At 71.2% G+C, this 15,514-nt stretch carries 14 protein-coding genes and 1 pseudogene; 3 read left to right on the top strand and 12 right to left on the bottom strand.

Annotated features, from left to right (window positions below):
* Positions 1 to 61: 61 nt before the first annotated feature.
* The 6 genes from BHU15_RS09730 to ggt all read right to left on the bottom strand — a co-directional run bounded on the left by BHU15_RS09730 (position 62) and on the right by ggt (position 6,943).
* The gene (locus BHU15_RS09730) at positions 62 to 1,333 is read right to left on the bottom strand and encodes an aspartate aminotransferase family protein (RefSeq protein ID WP_069626821.1); all 1,272 of its coding nucleotides are present in this window, start codon (positions 1,331 to 1,333) and stop codon (positions 62 to 64) included.
* Positions 1,334 to 1,404: 71 nt separating this feature from the next.
* Entirely contained in the window at positions 1,405 to 2,247 is an 843-nt protein-coding gene (locus tag BHU15_RS09725; protein ID WP_069626817.1) for a nitrilase-related carbon-nitrogen hydrolase, read from the bottom strand.
* Positions 2,248 to 2,444: 197 nt separating this feature from the next.
* Complete coding sequence (locus tag BHU15_RS09720; protein ID WP_218028050.1) at positions 2,445 to 4,010, bottom strand: hypothetical protein; 1,566 nt, start codon at positions 4,008 to 4,010, stop codon at positions 2,445 to 2,447.
* A 284-nt stretch (positions 4,011 to 4,294) separates the two neighbouring features.
* Positions 4,295 to 4,675 (bottom strand): PPOX class F420-dependent oxidoreductase, encoded by a 381-nt coding sequence (locus BHU15_RS09715; protein WP_023537690.1) that lies wholly within the window; start codon positions 4,673 to 4,675, stop codon positions 4,295 to 4,297.
* Between the two features lie 10 nt (positions 4,676 to 4,685).
* On the bottom strand, positions 4,686 to 5,018 hold the full coding sequence (locus tag BHU15_RS09710) for a helix-turn-helix domain-containing protein (protein WP_069626815.1): 333 nt from the start codon (positions 5,016 to 5,018) through the stop codon (positions 4,686 to 4,688).
* Between the two features lie 74 nt (positions 5,019 to 5,092).
* Positions 5,093 to 6,943 (bottom strand): gamma-glutamyltransferase, encoded by a 1,851-nt coding sequence (gene ggt, locus BHU15_RS09705; protein ID WP_069626814.1) that lies wholly within the window; start codon positions 6,941 to 6,943, stop codon positions 5,093 to 5,095.
* 124 nt (positions 6,944 to 7,067) lie between these two features.
* On the opposite strand from ggt, the gene BHU15_RS09700 reads away from it, so the two are divergent.
* A complete protein-coding gene (locus BHU15_RS09700) occupies positions 7,068 to 7,811 on the top strand; it encodes a hypothetical protein (protein WP_069626813.1) in 744 nt (247 codons plus the stop codon).
* 657 nt (positions 7,812 to 8,468) lie between these two features.
* Here BHU15_RS09700 and BHU15_RS09695 read toward each other — a convergent pair.
* The 6 genes and pseudogenes from BHU15_RS09695 to BHU15_RS09670 all read right to left on the bottom strand — a co-directional run bounded on the left by BHU15_RS09695 (position 8,469) and on the right by BHU15_RS09670 (position 13,443).
* Positions 8,469 to 8,909, bottom strand: coding sequence for a DUF6278 family protein (locus BHU15_RS09695; protein WP_023537694.1), 441 nt, complete (start codon positions 8,907 to 8,909; stop codon positions 8,469 to 8,471).
* A gap of 111 nt (positions 8,910 to 9,020) precedes the next feature.
* Positions 9,021 to 9,800 carry an exodeoxyribonuclease III gene (locus BHU15_RS09690; RefSeq protein ID WP_069626812.1) on the bottom strand — a complete coding sequence of 260 codons (780 nt, stop codon included), beginning with the start codon at positions 9,798 to 9,800 and terminating at the stop codon, positions 9,021 to 9,023.
* A gap of 69 nt (positions 9,801 to 9,869) precedes the next feature.
* Positions 9,870 to 10,502 (bottom strand): MBL fold metallo-hydrolase, encoded by a 633-nt coding sequence (locus BHU15_RS09685; RefSeq protein WP_069626820.1) that lies wholly within the window; start codon positions 10,500 to 10,502, stop codon positions 9,870 to 9,872.
* 74 nt (positions 10,503 to 10,576) lie between these two features.
* Entirely contained in the window at positions 10,577 to 11,896 is a 1,320-nt protein-coding gene (gene pcaDC, locus BHU15_RS09680; protein ID WP_069626811.1) for a bifunctional 3-oxoadipate enol-lactonase/4-carboxymuconolactone decarboxylase PcaDC, read from the bottom strand.
* A 65-nt stretch (positions 11,897 to 11,961) separates the two neighbouring features.
* Positions 11,962 to 12,577: pseudogene (locus tag BHU15_RS09675) on the bottom strand (alpha/beta hydrolase).
* The gene (locus BHU15_RS09670; RefSeq protein WP_069626810.1) at positions 12,574 to 13,443 is read right to left on the bottom strand and encodes a helix-turn-helix transcriptional regulator; all 870 of its coding nucleotides are present in this window, start codon (positions 13,441 to 13,443) and stop codon (positions 12,574 to 12,576) included. The pseudogene BHU15_RS09675 and the gene BHU15_RS09670 overlap by 4 nt, the downstream one beginning before the upstream one ends.
* 193 nt (positions 13,444 to 13,636) lie before the next feature.
* Here BHU15_RS09670 and BHU15_RS09665 point away from each other — a divergent pair, with 193 nt between their 5' ends.
* Both BHU15_RS09665 and BHU15_RS09660 read left to right on the top strand, forming a co-directional pair.
* On the top strand, positions 13,637 to 14,506 hold the full coding sequence (locus BHU15_RS09665) for a helix-turn-helix transcriptional regulator (protein WP_069626809.1): 870 nt from the start codon (positions 13,637 to 13,639) through the stop codon (positions 14,504 to 14,506).
* 140 nt (positions 14,507 to 14,646) lie between these two features.
* On the top strand, positions 14,647 to 15,486 hold the full coding sequence (locus tag BHU15_RS09660; protein WP_069626808.1) for an SDR family NAD(P)-dependent oxidoreductase: 840 nt from the start codon (positions 14,647 to 14,649) through the stop codon (positions 15,484 to 15,486).
* Positions 15,487 to 15,514 lie beyond the last annotated feature (28 nt).

The raw sequence follows: 15,514 nt of genomic DNA, 5'->3' as shown, positions 1-15,514 counted from the left end.
GGCTACGGGGGAGAGGTGCCGTCCAGGCGTCGCGGGCCAGGCGGGACTTTGAAGACATGACCTAGAGGCTGTGCAGGGCGCGTTCGAGGATCGTCGCGCCCTCCTCGGCCTCGGCGACCGTGAGGGAGAGTGGTGGGGCGATGCGCAGCACGCTGGTGTCGTGGCCGCCGCCCTTGCCGATCAGCAGACCGCCCTCGCGGGCCGCCTCGGTCACCGCCGCCGCTCCCGCGGGGTTCGCCTCGTCGGTGCCGGGCTTCACCAGCTCGATGCCGATCATCAGGCCGCGTCCGCGCACCTCGCGTACGGCGGGCACGGTGGCGCCCACCGCGCGCAGCCGCTCGATCAGCAGGCCGCCGACGCGGCGCGCGTTGCCGGGGAGGTCGTGCTCCAGGAGGTACGCGAGGTTGGCGACGCCCGCCGCCATCGTGACCGGGCTTCCGCCGAAGGTCGAGATGGAGTTGGTGTCCAGGCAGTTCATGACCTCGGCGCGGGCGACGACACCGCCGATGGACATGCCGTTGCCGATGCCCTTGGCGAAGGTGAGGATGTCCGGCGGGCCGTTCTCGGCGTGCGCCTGCCAGCCCCAGAAGTGCTCGCCGGTACGGCCCCAGCCGGTCTGCACCTCGTCGCTGATCCACAGGATGCCGTGCCGGTCGAGCACTTCGCGGAACGCGGCGTACAGCCCGTCGGGCGGTGAGGTGAAGCCGCCGACGCCCTGGATCGGTTCGGCGATCAGCGCGGCGGGCGCGCGGGTGTGGCCGAGCAGGTCCTCCAGGTCTGCGACGCACGCGGCGATGAAGCCGGCGTCGGACAGGTGCGCGTACGGCCCCCGGGTGCGGACGCCGCCGTGCACGTACAGCGTCTGGAGCGGCGAGAGACTCGTCGGCGACCAGCCGCTGTTGCCGGTGACGGACACGGCGGAGAACGACCGGCCGTGGTAGCTGTTGCGCATCGCGAGGATCTGGTTGGAGCGGCGGTACGCGGTCGCGAGGAGCAGCGCCGTGTCGTTGGCCTCGGTGCCGGAGGTGGTGACGAAGACCCGCGCGTCCGGGATGCCGGAGAGGGTGGCGACGCGCTCGGCGAACTCCACCATGGGGCGGTTGAGGTAGAGCGTGGACGAGTGGATGATCCGCCCGGCCTGCTCGCTGACCGCCTTGGTGACCTCGGGGAGGGCGTGGGCGGTCATGGTGGTGAGGATGCCGCCGAAGAAGTCGAGGTAGCGGTTGCCCTCGGCGTCCCAGACGTGGCGGCCCTCGCCGTGGGTGAGTTCGATCGGCCGCCGGTAGTAGAGGGCCAGCCAGTCGGGCAGGACGGCGCGGTGCCGGCCGTGCAGGTCGGTGGCGGGGAGGCCGGCCGGGGCGTCGTGGGACGGCGCGGCGGCGGCCGGGTTCGCGGGGGCCTCGGTCACGGCTGCACCAGTCCCTCGTACGCGTCGGGGCGGCGGTCGCGGTAGAACGCCCACTGCTGGCGAACCTCTTCGATGAGGCCGAAGTCCAGGTCCCTGACGACCAGTTCCTCCGCCTTGTCGCTCGCGGTGTCGCCGACGAACTGGCCGCGCGGGTCGACGAAGTACGACGTCCCGTAGAAGTCGTTGTCGCCGTACTCCTCCTGGCCGACGCGGTTGATCGCGGCGACGAAGTACTCGTTGGCGACGGCGGCCGCGGGCTGTTCGAGCTGCCACAGATAGCTGGAGAGACCGCGCGAGGTTGCCGAGGGGTTGTAGACCAGTTCGGCGCCGTTCAGGCCGAGTTGGCGCCAGCCCTCGGGGAAGTGCCGGTCGTAGCAGATGTATACGCCGATCTTGCCGACGGCGGTGTCGAAGACGGGCCAGCCCGCGTTGCCCGGCTTGAAGTAGTACTTCTCCCAGAAGCCTTTGACCTGTGGGATGTGGTGCTTGCGGTACTTGCCGAGGTACGAGCCGTCGGCGTCGATCACGGCGGCGGTGTTGTAGTAGAACCCGGACTGCTCGACCTCGAACACCGGCACCACGACGACCATTCCGGTCTCGCGGGCGAGGTCCCGCATCCGGGTCACGGTCGGCCCGTCGGGGACCGGTTCCGCCCACCGGTAGTGCTCGGGTTCCTGCACCTGGCAGAAGTAGGGGGCGTTGAACACCTCCTGGAAGCCGATGACCTGGGCGCCTTGCCGGGCCGCCTCGCGGGCGTGCTCCTCATGCTTGGCGATCATGGATTCGGTGTCGCCGGTCCAGGTCGCCTGGACGAGTGCGGCGCGTACGACTCTGGCCACGAACTGCTCCTTCGGCGGAAGGTCGAGCGTTCTCCGAGCACTTTCTACGCCCGTAGATACGGTGCGTAGGAGGAGAACCTAAGCCCGCCGTCCCGGCGGGGCAAGACCATCGCTGTTAAGCCGCAGAGTCGATCATGATTCGCACCCGGCCGGTCCACAGAACGTCCGGGACCGGTCGGGAACGGGATCCGTACGGGTCAGGAGCCGCTGATCCCCGCGCTGCGCAGCGCGCGGGCGAGGTCGCGCTCGTTGGTGGTGGAGACGCCCCGGGACGCCTCCAGCAGCAGCGGGACCAGCCGGGGCGGGTCCGCCGCCGCGATCCGCGCGGTGTCCTCGGGTGTACGGGCCCGGACGAAGGCCCCGAGGAGCGCCTGGACCTCCTGGGCGCGGCCCGCGTCGGCGAGGGCGAACACCACCTGGGCGATGTCCTCGGCGGGCCGGGAGATGCCCTGGCGCAGCAGCACACCACAGTCCGCGTCGCGCCCGGCCATGGCGAGCGCGCTCGCGGCGGCGGCGAGCCGGTCGGGCGGCAGCGACGACACCTCCCAGAGCACCGACGCCCAGTCGGCGCCGAGTTCGGCGCGGTGCAGTTCGGCCGCGAGGAACGGCAGTTGCTCGGCGGGGCCGGCGGCGGCCTCGTACAGCACGACGTGCGCCTCGCCGCTGCGGCCGGCCGCCCGGAGCCGTACGAGTACGGCGACGGTGTCGAGCGCGGCGCGGCGTGCCTCGGACTGCTGCCGGGTCATGCCGGCCTCGGAGTCCCCGTCGCGGCTCTTGCCGGAGCCCGGCGCACCGCCGAAGCGGGCGCCGCGCGGTGCCGCGGTGGTGGCGGGCGGGGTGAGGGGTGTGGCCGACGGGTCCGTGGCATCGGTGAAGGCGTAGCGCGCGCCCCGCTGTCTGCGGAGCTTGCGGCGCTGGCCGGGCACCTGCGCCATCTCCTGCGAATCGTCAGGCCGTACGGCCGGGTTGGCGCCCGTGTCGCCCATGTCGCCCGTATCGGCGACGCCCCGGCGGCTGTCCGGGCCGCCCCAGCCCTCGGAGTGGCGTCTGCCGTCGGCGCCCTGGCCCCGCTCGCCGCCCCGGCCGGGCTCCGGCCGGAACCACTCGTCTGGCGCGGTGGGACGGCCGCCGTCGGGACGGCCGAAAACCGACTGGTCGTCGACCGCCGGCTCCTCGGCCCGGTACCACCCGTCGGCGGCCGTGGGTCTCGCCTCCGGCGAGCCGTACTCCGGGTCGGGCGCGGCGTGCGCCGGCGAGGGTGTCCGCGGGGCGGGTGAGCCGTGGGTGGCGTGTGCGGCAGGCGTGTTGGCCGGCTCACCGACGGCGGCGAGACGTTCGCGCAGTTCGGCGCAGCGGGCCGTGGCGCGCGCGTAGTCGTCGCGGACCCAGGCCAGGTCGTACTCCAGCTGGTCCGCCTCGGGTGAGCCCTCGGCGACCACCCGGAGGCGGCGCATCACCTCGTCGGCGCGGCCCGCCGCCGTGGCCTGTTCGTGCTGCATCAGCCCCAGCCGCTCGCGCAGCGCGTCGACGCCGCCGGGGAGCCTGTCGTGCGCGGCGGCCGACGCGGCGTGCAGCCTGCTGGCGCGGGCCGTCTCGCGGTCGACCGGCCGGTTCTCGTGGCTCGCGGCGAGATCGTGGAGCAGTGACTCGACCACGTCCCAGGGCGGCACCTCGGCGCCGTCGAGACACGCCCTGAGCCCTTCGGGATCGCGCTGTCCGAATACCGCGTACCAGCCGCCGTCCGGGTCGAGGAGCTCCGTCATCCCGCGGAAGTACCGCGCGAAAGCCCCGATCTCCGCCGGAAGTTCTTGCCTTGTCATCGCTGTCTTTCCCGCCCCTGCCCTGCTGCGCACTGCCGTGAGGGAACCGTCCGGCCCGCCGGCATGAAACCGCAGCCGTGTTACGTGACGGCTACGCGGGATTGTCGCGCACGGTGCGGTGCGATCACTACAAGTATGACTTCAGCGAGTGGGCGACGTCACGTTTCCCAGGAAAAGAACTGGTTACGGCTCAAGGTTGTTTCACAAGTCGGCGCGCCGACGAGACGTCAGAAAGTCACGACGATTCCGGTGTGCACGCGCTTGCCGCGCCGTACGAGCGCGGCCGGCTTCTCGACGAACCAGAACTGCCAGGTGTACTTGCGGGCCAGGAGCTTGTTGATCCGGGCGACCTCGTCGCCCTCCAGCAGCCGGGCGGTCCCTTCGGCGCTCGCCGCGCCGGGCGCGATCCGCCCGCGCACGTCGCACGCGGTCACCACGACACGGCTGTTGGCGCGCAGCCGCTTGACCTTCCAGGAGTCACTGCGGGTCCAGATGTACAACTCGCCGTTGTCGACGGCGTGCCAGACCGGGGTGTCGACCCCGGTGCCGTCCTTGCGGTAGGTGGTGAGGCTGACATAGCGGCTGCGTTCGAGTGCATCGAGAGTCACGTGCGCGAGCCTACGCCGCGGCCGGGCTCCTGGAATCGATTCCTCCGGTCGTCGCGGACACATCGGCCGCCGGCGGGTGCGCGGGCAGTGTGCCGGCGGCCAACGGCGAGCAGGCGGCGGCGATCTCGTCCATCGACAGCCCCAGCGCCCCGGCCAGCGCCGCGACGGTGAAGAAGGCAGGCGTCGGGGCGCGGCCGGTCTCGATCTTGCGCAGCGTCTCGGGCGAGAGCCCGGCGACGGCCGCGATCTCGACCATGCTCCGCGAGCCGCGTGCCTCGCGGAGCAGCCGGCCCAGCCGTTCGCCGCGCTCACGCTCTTCGGGGGTCAGGGGGCTGCGTACCATGCCGTCATTGTAATACCGTCACCAACCGGTATAATTGTTGGCACCGGTCGGGCCGGTACGCGCGGGCACGGCGGTCACGGCCGCGTGGCCGGATACGGGCGGACCACCATCGCCGAGCCGCCGCCCCTGCGGTCCTTCTCCGCCGCTGCCAGCCAGCGGCCGTCCGGCAGCCGCTGGACACCGGTCGTGGCACCGATCTCCGGATTCCTGGTGAACGCGTGCCCCAGTGCTTCGAGTTGGGCGCGCACCGGACTGTCGTACAGACCCGGCTCCAGCTCCGTCGTCGCGGAGTTGCGCTGGCTCGCGCGCGGCGCGGCGATCGCGTCGACCAGCGGCAGACCGCGGTCCAGATGACCGGTCAGGGTCTGCAGGACGGTGGTGATGATGGTCGCCCCGCCCGGCGAACCGAGCGCCAGCAGCGGCTTGTCCCGGTCGTCGAGCACGATCGTCGGGGAGATGGACGACCTCGGCCGCTTGCCGGGACCGGGCAGGTTCGGGTCGTGGACGGCCGGGTTCGCCGGCGCGAAAGAGAAGTCCGTCAGCTCGTTGTTCAGGAGGAAGCCGCGGCCGGGCACGGTGATGCCGCTGCCGCCCGTCGACTCGATCGTCAGCGTGTACGCGACGACGTTGCCCCACTTGTCGGCCGTCGTCAGATGGGTGGTGTTCTCCCCCTCGTACGTCGTCGGCGCCGCCGTGCCGCCCGTCGCGCACGGCACCGGGTTCGACGGGTCACCGGGCGCCAGCGGGCTCTTGAGCGCCACGTCGTCCTTGATGAGGCATTCCCGCGAGTCGGCGAAGCGCTGCGACAGCAGGCCCTTGGTGGGGACGGACTCGAAGGCGGGGTCGCCGAGCCAGCGCCCCCGGTCGGCGAACGCGATCCGGCTCGCCTCGATGAAGCGGTGCAGATACGCCTGCTGCGAGGCGCGGGAGAGGTCGGTGCGCTCCAGGATGTTGAGCGCCTCGCCGACGCTCGTACCGCCGGAGGACGACGGCGGCATGCCGTACACGTCGAGCCCCCGGTAGGAGACCTTCGTCGGCGTCAGCCGCTTCGTCCGGTACGCGGCCAGGTCGCCGGTCGTCAGATCGCCCGGCCGGACGTTGCGCGTGGCGTCCGGGTCGACGGGCGGCGTGCGGACGGTGCGCACGATGTCGCGGGCCAGTTCGCCCTCGTACAGCGCGTCGGTGCCGTGTCGGCCCAGTTCCGCGTACGTACGCGCCAGATCGGGGTTCTTGAACACCGAACCGGTCACCGGGAGTTCGCCGCCCGGCAGGAACAGCTTCGCGGAGGCCGGGAAGTCGGCGAACCGCGCCTGGTTGGACGCGGTCTGGGAGCGGAACGTCGCGTCGACGGTGAAGCCGTCCTTCGCGAGGCGTTCGGCGGGCTTCAGCAACTTGCGCAGCGAGGTGCTCCCCCAGGAGTCGAGCGCCCGCTCCCAGGTCGCCGGGGTGCCGGGCGTACCGACGCCGAGTCCGCTCGTCATCCCCTCCGCGAAGGGGATCGGCTTGCCGTCCTCCTGGAAGAGGGTGGCGTCGGCGGACATGGGGGCGGTCTCGCGGCCGTCGATGGTGTGGACGGAGCGGGAGCCGGCGTCGTAGTAGACGAAGTAGCCGCCACCGCCGATGCCGGCCGAGTAGGGCTCGGTGACGCCGAGCGCGGCGGCGGTCGCCACCGCCGCGTCCACGGCGTTGCCGCCGTTGCGCAGCACCTCGATGCCGGCGGCCGACGCGTCCTTGTCGACGCTGGAGACCGCCCCGCCGTGGCCGACGGCGACGGGCGTTTTGCCGGGAGTCGTCGGGGGCGCCTTGGCGGGCGCCTTCACGGGCGCGGCGCCGGCCGGGGCGGACGGCGGGGCCGCGGCCCCCACCGAGAGAATGGCCGCGGCGAGAGCGACGATCGAGACGTTGCGTGCGGCGAGGCGCTGCATCTGTACCTCCGGTGGACGTCCGTCAGCGGAGCGTAACCTCACCACTCGCGCCCCACCAGAACGCCTCGGGTGAACTCCGGTCGGGGATGTCCGTCGCGGCGCGGTCCGGCTAAAGTGCGCGCCCATGACTGACGACGTACGCAACATCGTTCTCGGGGTGCTCGCCGCCGGTATCGGTGCCTGTCTCGGCTGGCTCGCCCGTACCTATCTCTGGCGCCGCAAACTCCGCAGGAAGCAGGCGTTCTTCGGGCTGCCCGGAAACTCCGAGTGTCTGCTGGTCGTCAACCGCGAGGCGGGCGGCGACGGCGCCGTCCACCGTCATGACGTCTTCGCGCTGCTGGAGATGTCCGCGCTGATCAAGGACTGCGGCGCGCACGCGCAGATAGTCCAGCACGACTCGGCGCAGCAGGGGTTCGGTGAGCGTACGGAGTTCTGTCTCGGCGGCCCGGCGTCGAACCGGCGGATGGCCGCCCATCTCTCCTCGCTGCTGCCAGGCGTCAAGATCAACACGGATCCCGATCCGGGCCCGGACCGCGGGGCCTTCCAGATCGGGACCGAGCGCTACCGCGCCGAGCCGGGGGTGGCGGAGTACGTCCTCCTGGCGAGGCTGACGGCGGGGCAGGCGTCCCGGCCGGTCTTTCTCTTCTGCGGACAGCGGGCCATCACCAACCAGGCGGCCTCGCGCTATCTGGCCAGGCACCACGAGAGGCTGGCGCGCAAGCACGGCAAGGACTCGTTCTGTCTGCTGCTGAAGGTGGTCAACTCGCAGGCGTACGGCCCCGATGTGGTCGAGCTGGTCGCCGATGTCACCAAGGCGGCGCAGGAGGCCGCTCCGGTTGTACGCGCCTCGCACCGGGCGAAGAGCTGACCGGCGGGGCGATCGGGGCGGGAAGGCGAGACGCCAGGTCCCTCGTCGTACGCCGTGACGACGAGCGCCCGTCCCGTGGCGGACACGGCCCTCCCGGCGCGCAGCTGACCTTCTCCCCTTCCACGCCGGACCTTGGTGCCTGTCGGTCCCGCGGTGCGAGAAGTGATCTCCGGCTGCTGCCGGCTGGGCCTCCCGCGAGCGGCGGGAGGCGGGCCATGCCCCTTGAGCTACCGCGCCTCGGGCGGCGGCGGGACCATCCCCGCGTGCGCGGGGCACGGTGGACGCGTACGGACTCCCGGGCGATGCCCGAGGCCGGCGCGGCTTCCGTGGCCGCTGCCGGCCAGACCACCGTCACCCTGGGGATGAACGGCAAATCGTAGTCCAGATCCGGCGCGATGGGCTCGCCCGCGTACCCGAACTCCCGGACCGGGGGATCCGGTCGGGGGTCTCTGGACCCGTCGTGGAATCGGCTGCGGCTCCCGCCGCGGACTGCCCGTCGCACCGTGGTCGACGGCCATGCGCTGCCCTCCCCGTTCTCGGCTGTGTCGAGGTCAGCGCAAACTATCCAGCGCGCCAAGGGACTTCACACCCGACACGCATAAATCGGGCATAAGCCGTATTAACGTCCAGGAGATGGGCCCCGCGCAGGGCCGGCACTCAGGCCTCGGCCGCCTCCGCGTACACCTGCGACAGCTCGGGCGCGCCGCTGACGGCCCAGTCGAGACCGGCCTCCACGACCTGGATCTCACGGCCGGAGACGAGCCGCACCACGGGGTGGCCGCCGGGCCAGACGTGCCAGGTCGCGCCTTCGACCGTACGCACGATGACCGTACCGAGATACAGCCCCGCGTCGTTGCCCAGCCAGGGCAGCTCCTCCGGGTCGTCGCGCCAGTGCGGAGGCAGTTGGTCCAATGCCTCCAACGAGGCCGGGGAATCGTCCAGTTCGAGACCGGACTGCCCTGCCCGGACACGCAGCAGCTCGCATTCGGAGAGCAGTTCGGCCACGCCCTCCGCGTCGCCCCCGACGACGGACGCCGACGAAGCCCCCTCGTCAGCGCCGTTCCGTTTGCGCCAGTTGTCCAAGAAAGGGATGTTCATACCACTCAGCCTGCCATTTCCCCGTACCCACGCACCTCAGGGCACGCGGGCGGTATCAGAGGCAGAATGCCCACGGTCCGGCCCGCCGATACCGGCCCCGCCTCAGCAACATCAGAGGTCGAGATCGACGACGACGGGGGCGTGGTCCGAAGCACCCTTGCCCTTGCGCTCCTCACGATCGACATAACTGTCCTTGACGGCGGCGGTGAAGCGCCCGTTGCCGTAGACGAGGTCGATCCGCATGCCCCGGTTCTTCGGGAACCGAAGCTCGCGGTAGTCCCAGAAAGTGTACGGCTGGTCGTACTTGAGCGGTCGCGGCATCACATCGGACAGACCGCCCTCGCGCAGCGCCGCCAGCGCGTCGCGCTCGGCGGGGGTGACGTGCGTGGCGCCCTCGAAGAGAGCGATGTCCCACACGTCCTGGTCGGTCGGCGCGACGTTGAAGTCACCGAGCACGGCGAACGGCCGCTCCCCCGCGCTGTCCCCGGCCACCGCCACGCGCAGCGCCTCCAGCCAGCGGAGCTTGTACGCGTAGTGGTCGTGCGTGACCTCACGGCCGTTGGGCACGTACACCGACCAGACCCGGACTCCGCCGCAGGTCGCGGAGATGGCGCGGGGCTCCTCGACGCCCTCGTACTCCGGGCCGCCGGGCAGGCCCTTGACGACGTCGTCGAGACCGACGCGGGAGATCAGCGCCACCCCGTTCCACCTGCCGGTGGCATTGACCGCCGCCTCGTAACCCAGCTCGCGCAGGGCGTCGGAGGGGAACTGCTCCAGGGTGCTCTTGGTCTCCTGGACGCACAGCACGTCCGTGCCCGTGTTCTCCAGCCAGGCCAGCAGCCGGGGAAGGCGGGCAGTGATCGAATTGACGTTCCAGGTGGCGATGCGCATGAACCACAGCCTATCCGCGGGGTCTGACAGTCGTCGTCCGAGCCGCCGTCCGGGTCGTCGTCCGCGTGATCACAGCTCGGTGGACTCGCCGGGGGCCAGCCTGGCGTGGCCGGAGCCGCCGAGGCGGCCGACGTGGCCGTCGTACAGAGGCAGCGCGAGGTCAGTCAGCAGGGCGTCGTGGATGTCGAAGGTGCGGTGCGGCTTGACCTCGCGTACGTAGTCGATCACTTCGGAGATCTTGTTCCACGGCGCGTGCACCGGGACCATCAGCGTCTCCACGGGCCGGCCGGGGACCGTGAACGCGTCGCCGGGGTGGAACAGTGAACCGTCCACCAGATAACCCACGTTGGTGACCCGCGGCAGATCGGGATGGATCACCGCGTGGAGTTCGCCGTGCACCTGTACATCGAAGCCCGCCGCCGTGAAGGTGTCACCGTGCCCCACGGTGTGCACCCGCCCGGGGAACGCGGGCGACAGCTGGTCCGCGACGCTGCGCAGGGTCCAGATCTCGGTGGCGGGGTCCGCTTCGAGGGCGGCCCGCAGCCGGCCCTCCTCGAAGTGGTCGGGGTGCTCGTGGGTGACGAGGACGGCCTCGGCGCCGAGCGCCGCGTCCTCCTCACTGAAGACGCCGGGGTCGACGACGAGCGTCCGCCCGTCCTTCTCCAGCCGGACACAGGCATGGGACTTCTTGGTGAGCTTCACCGTGATCACCTTTCCGCAGAGCGTGCTCCCCCCATGGTCGACACCCGCCGCCACGGCGGCAAACGGGCCGGGGGCTACGGGTCGGGGGTGGTCTCCTCCTGGACGACCGCGCCGACCACGCGAAACGCCGCGTTCGCCGCCGGGAAGCCGCAGTAGACGGCCGCCTGGATCAGCACTTCCTTGATCTCGGCCGGGGTCAGGCCGTTGCGCAGGGCCGCCCTTGTCTCGACCGCGAGTTCGTCGAGGTGGCCGCCGGCGACGAGCGCCGTCAGCGTCACACAACTGCGGCTGCGGCGGTCGAGACCGCCCCTGTTCCACACCTCGCCCCAGGCGTAGCGGGTGAGCAGCTCCTGGAAGTCGCCGCCGAAGCCGGCGGTCTCGGCCAGGACCTGGTCGACATGGGCGTCCCCGACGACCTCCCTGCGGATCCGGATGCCCGCCTCGTAAGGATCCGGGCGTACGGCGGCCACGGCCTGCGGCTGCTCGGCGGCGGTGATCGCGGCGACGGGGGCTGTCATCGGCGACAGGGTCGGCGGTCCGACGGGCGTACCCGGACCCGGATAGGTGGCCCAGTCGGGCAGCACCGTGATGCCGGTCGAGGTGTCAGAGGGGTTCTGCCAGGCGGTGGAGAAGTGGCGGATGAGCAGGTCGGTGACGGCGGCGGGCTGCTCGACGGGGGCCAGGTGCGAGGCTCCGGGCACCAGCGCCAGCCGGGCGTCCGGTATCCCGGCGACCAGCGTGCGGGCCTCGGCGGGCCCGGTGACCTTGTCCTCGGCGCCGACCAGGACGAGCGTCGGCACGCCGATACGGCCCAGCTCCGCCCGTACGTCGAAGGCGGCCAGCGCCTCGCAGGCGGCTATGTAGCACCCCGGGTCGGTCGTACGGACCATCTGGACCGCCCACTCGACGATCGCGGGCTGGGCGGCGGCGAAACCTGCCGTGAACCACCGCTCGGGCGCCGCGCGGGCCATCGGGTCGAGACCGTTCGTACGGACGATGACGCCGCGCTGGCGGAACTCGTCCGCCGTACCGAACCGGGGCGAGGTCGCCACCAGCGCGAGCGAGGCGACACGGTCGGGCCGGCGCAGGGCCAGCTCCGCGCCGATCGCGCCGCCGATGGAGCAGCCGACGTACCCGAAGCGCTGCACACCGAGCCCGTCGAGCGTGGCGAGCAGCCGGTCCGCCAGCTCGGGCACCCCGGTGGCGGGGTGCGCGGGCGCGCCACCGTGACCGGGCAGGTCGAAGCGGAGCACGCGCCAGTGCTTGGCCAGCTCGGGTGTCTGTCTGTCCCACATGTGCCACGTGGTGCCGAGGGAGGGGCCGATCACCAGGATCGGCGCGTCCTCCGGCCCGTCAAAGCGATATTGGAGGGTCTTGGTCATCGTCTCGCTCACCCGGCTCACGCTCTCATATCTGAGATCCCTCCCGCCCGGGTGGTCCGGCACCGCCGGGAGGGTTCTCAGGCGAGGACTCCTGTCGCGGCCTTCTTGACGAGGGCGGCGACCTCGGCCGGCCTGGACACGTACACGGAGTGGCTGCCGGCGGTCTCGGTCACCGTCGCACCGGCCCGCTCGGCCATCATGCGCTGGGCCGGCGGCGGGATCATGCGGTCGTCGGTGGCGACCAGATAGAAGGTCGGCCGGCTCCGCCAGGCGGGGTTGGCGACCGGTCCGCCCAGCGCCTCCACGCCCCACGGCAGTTGGGAGTCGGCCATGAACCGGGCCTCGTCGGCGGGCAGGTCCCCGGCGAAGGACTCGGCGAACTTGTCCCGGTCGAGGAGGAGGAACCCGTCGTCGGGCGGCAGGATCGGCGGTACGGGGGCACCCGGGGGCGGGTCGGAGATCAGGGTGTTCACGGACTCGCCCTTGTCGGGCGCGAACGCCGTGATGTGGACGAGCGCGCTGACCTTTCTCGTGGTTGCCGGCCTCGGAGATCACCGCGCCGCCGTAGGAGTGCCCGACCAGGACGGTCGGACCGTCCTGAGCGTCGAGAACCTGTCTGGTCGCGGCGACGTCGCCGTCGAGCGAGACGGTGGTGTTCTGGACGACGCTCAGGGCCGATGCGGCACCTATCACGCCTCTTCCGGCTTACCGGCAGAAGACTCGCGTACCGGACGGGCCGCAATCGACGGCGCCTTCGCTCGCAGGACCTCGAACGCGGCCGCCGTCGGGCCGGCCGGTTCGGCCTGGTAGACCACCAGTTGCTGATCCGGGGCGCCGTTCACCGTGAAGGCCGAGAAGTTGATGTGCAGGTCCCCGACCTCGGGGTGCCTGAGGTGCTTGCCCTCCTGGGACTTGCTCTTGACCTCGTGCGTGCCCCAGAGCCGGGCGAACTCCTCGCTCCGGGCCGACAGGTCGGCCACGACGGCGGCGATACGGGGCGATTCGGGATCGTGCCCGTGGGCGGCCCTGATCTCCGCGACGCAGGAGTGGGCGGCCCGCTCCCATTCCTGGTAGAACTCGCGCCCCGCGGGGTCGACGAACACCATGCGGGCGAGGTTGTCGAACCGGGTGAAGCCGTCGTGGAGCGCCACGGCGAGGGAGTTGCCGGCCAGGATGTCGAGAGCCGGGCCGACCACAAAGGCGGGGGTGTGCTCCCAGCCGTCCATCAGCTGGAGCAGTTGCCCACTGACCTCCGCCGGGCCACGGTCGCGCGGGCGCTGCGATGCGGTGAGGCAGAGGCGGTTGAGATGGCCGGTGGTCTCCGCGTCCAGTTTCAGGGCTTGCGCGACAGCCTCCAGCACCTGCGGGGACGGGCTGTTCTCACGGCCCTGTTCCAGCCTGATGTAGTAGTCGGAGCTGACTCCGGCGAGCAGCGCGACTTCCTCTCTCCGCAATCCGGGTACCCGACGTCGCCCATATTCGGGCAGTCCTACATCGTGAGGCTTGAGCGCCTCTCGGCGGGCTCTGAGGAAATCCCCCAAGGGGGTCCCATTACTCATGCCGGAAGCCTAGATGCGTTCCCGTTGATGGGAAGTGCCAATGAACAGACTGTGACAGCTGGTAACGAGTTCCGTACGCGGAGCGTTCGTCGCCGTCGTCGCGTTCGCGCCTCTCGTGGACGCGCGTACCTGGGTGTAGCGCACCCACCATGAGCAGCACATTTCCGGGCGTATTCCGCCTAGCCTCGGCAGTATGGTGAATGACTCCCGTCCCGACCCGGTTGACGGGCTCGGCCGCTTCCTGCGGTCGCGGAGGGAACGTCTCGGTCCCGCGGAGGCGGGGCTTCCCAGCGCGGGCCGGCGAAGGGTGCCGGGCCTGCGCCGCGACGAGGTCGCCGCGCTCGCGGGTGTCAGCCCGAGCTACTACAGCCGGCTCGAACAGGGCCGTGAACTCCGTCCCTCGCCGAGGGTGCTGGAGTCCCTGGCCCGGGTGCTGCGACTCGGGGAGGAGGAGAGGCAGGAGCTGTTCCGGCTCGCGCCGCCGACGGCCCGCCGCACGAAGTCACCGTCCAGGGTCGAGCGTGTCCGCCCGCATCTGCGGCAACTGATCGAAAGCTGGGCCGGCACGCCGGCCTTCGTGATCGGCCACGTCCAGGACGTCCTGGCCGCCAACGCGTTGGCCGCCGCCCTCTACCGCGACTTCGCACAGCTCGACAACGTGCCGCGCATGCTCTTCCTGGACCCCGCCGCGAAGACCGCCTACCGCGACCCGGAACGGGCCAAGCAGCGCGCCGTCGCCGACCTTCAGAGCACTGCCGCGAGTACCCCCGAGGACCCCCGTCTGCTGGAACTGGTCGGAGAACTGTCTGTACGCAGCCCGGAGTTCCGCTCCCTGTGGGCACGTGAGTACACCCGGGTGCCGCCCTACGACATCAAGCGGATGCGCCACTCCCTGGTGGGGGAGCTTGAGTTGCGGCACGAAGCTCTCACCGTCCGCAGCGCTCCGGGACAGCAACTCATCGTCCTGCACGCGGAGCCCGGTTCTCCCTCCGCCGACGCCCTGTCCCTGCTGGGCTCCATCTGCGCGTCCGACTCGCCTGAGCGGCGGAACACAGGGCAATAGTCGCCCCGCCCCGGCCGCAAGCCCCGTTGCCTGGGTGTGGGACTCCCAGGAAAAGCACAGCCTTCATACCGCCTCTGCCGACGGACAGACTCATTCACGTCAACAGGAAATCCCCGGCAGGGGCAACGAAAGGCTTTCTCATGGCTACCTGGTTTGTCACCGGCGCGTCCCGTGGAATCGGTGCGGAAATCGCCCGCACCGCGCTGGCGGGCGGGAACAACGTAGTGATCGGCGTGCGGAATCCCGAGCGTGTGCCGGACGATCTGAAGAATTCCGAGCGGGTCTTCGCGGTCGCGCTGGACGTCACGGACAACGCCGGCATCCTTCGGGCCGTCGAGGCCGCGGTGGCCCGTTTCGGCGGCATCGACGTCCTGGTCAACAACGCGGGGCGCGGTCTGCTCGGCGCGTTGGAGGAGATCACCGACGCGGAGGCCCGGTCGCTGTTCGACCTGAACGTCTTCGGACTGATCAACGTCACCCGTGCCGTACTGCCCGTCATGCGCGAGCAGGGTTCGGGCAAGCTCGTGCACATCGGCTCCCGCTCGGGGTTCGAGGGCGAGCCCGGCGCCAGCCTCTACTGCGCGTCGAAGTTCGCCGTCGCCGGGGTCAGCGAAGCTCTCTCCGTCGAGATGGCCCCGTTCGGAATCCAGTCGATGGTCGTCGAGCCGGGCGTGTTCCGCACCGACTTCCTCGACGCCAGCTCCCTGTCGGTGCCCGCGAACCGCATCGCCGACTACGACGGCACCCCGGCGCACGCGACGCTGGAGTGGATCGACCAGGCCAACCACGCCCAGCTCGGTGACCCCGTCAAGGGCGCCGCCCTCATCGTCGAGGCCGCCTCCACCGAGAAGCTGCCCACACACCTCTACATGGGGCGCGACACCCTGGAGCGGCTGGAGGTCAAGTACCGGCAGGTGCAGGACGACCTCGCCCCGTGGCGCGAGAAGTCCGCCGCCACCGCTCACAGCGACGCCGCCTGACCCCCGCCGCCTTCCCACCCAGAGATTG

The organism is Streptomyces niveus, assembly GCF_001723055.1.
Taxonomy (GTDB): Bacteria; Actinomycetota; Actinomycetes; order Streptomycetales; family Streptomycetaceae; genus Streptomyces; species Streptomyces niveus.
The sequence above is the reverse complement of the archived record's forward strand: the minus strand, read 5'-3'. Positions and strand labels throughout refer to the sequence as shown.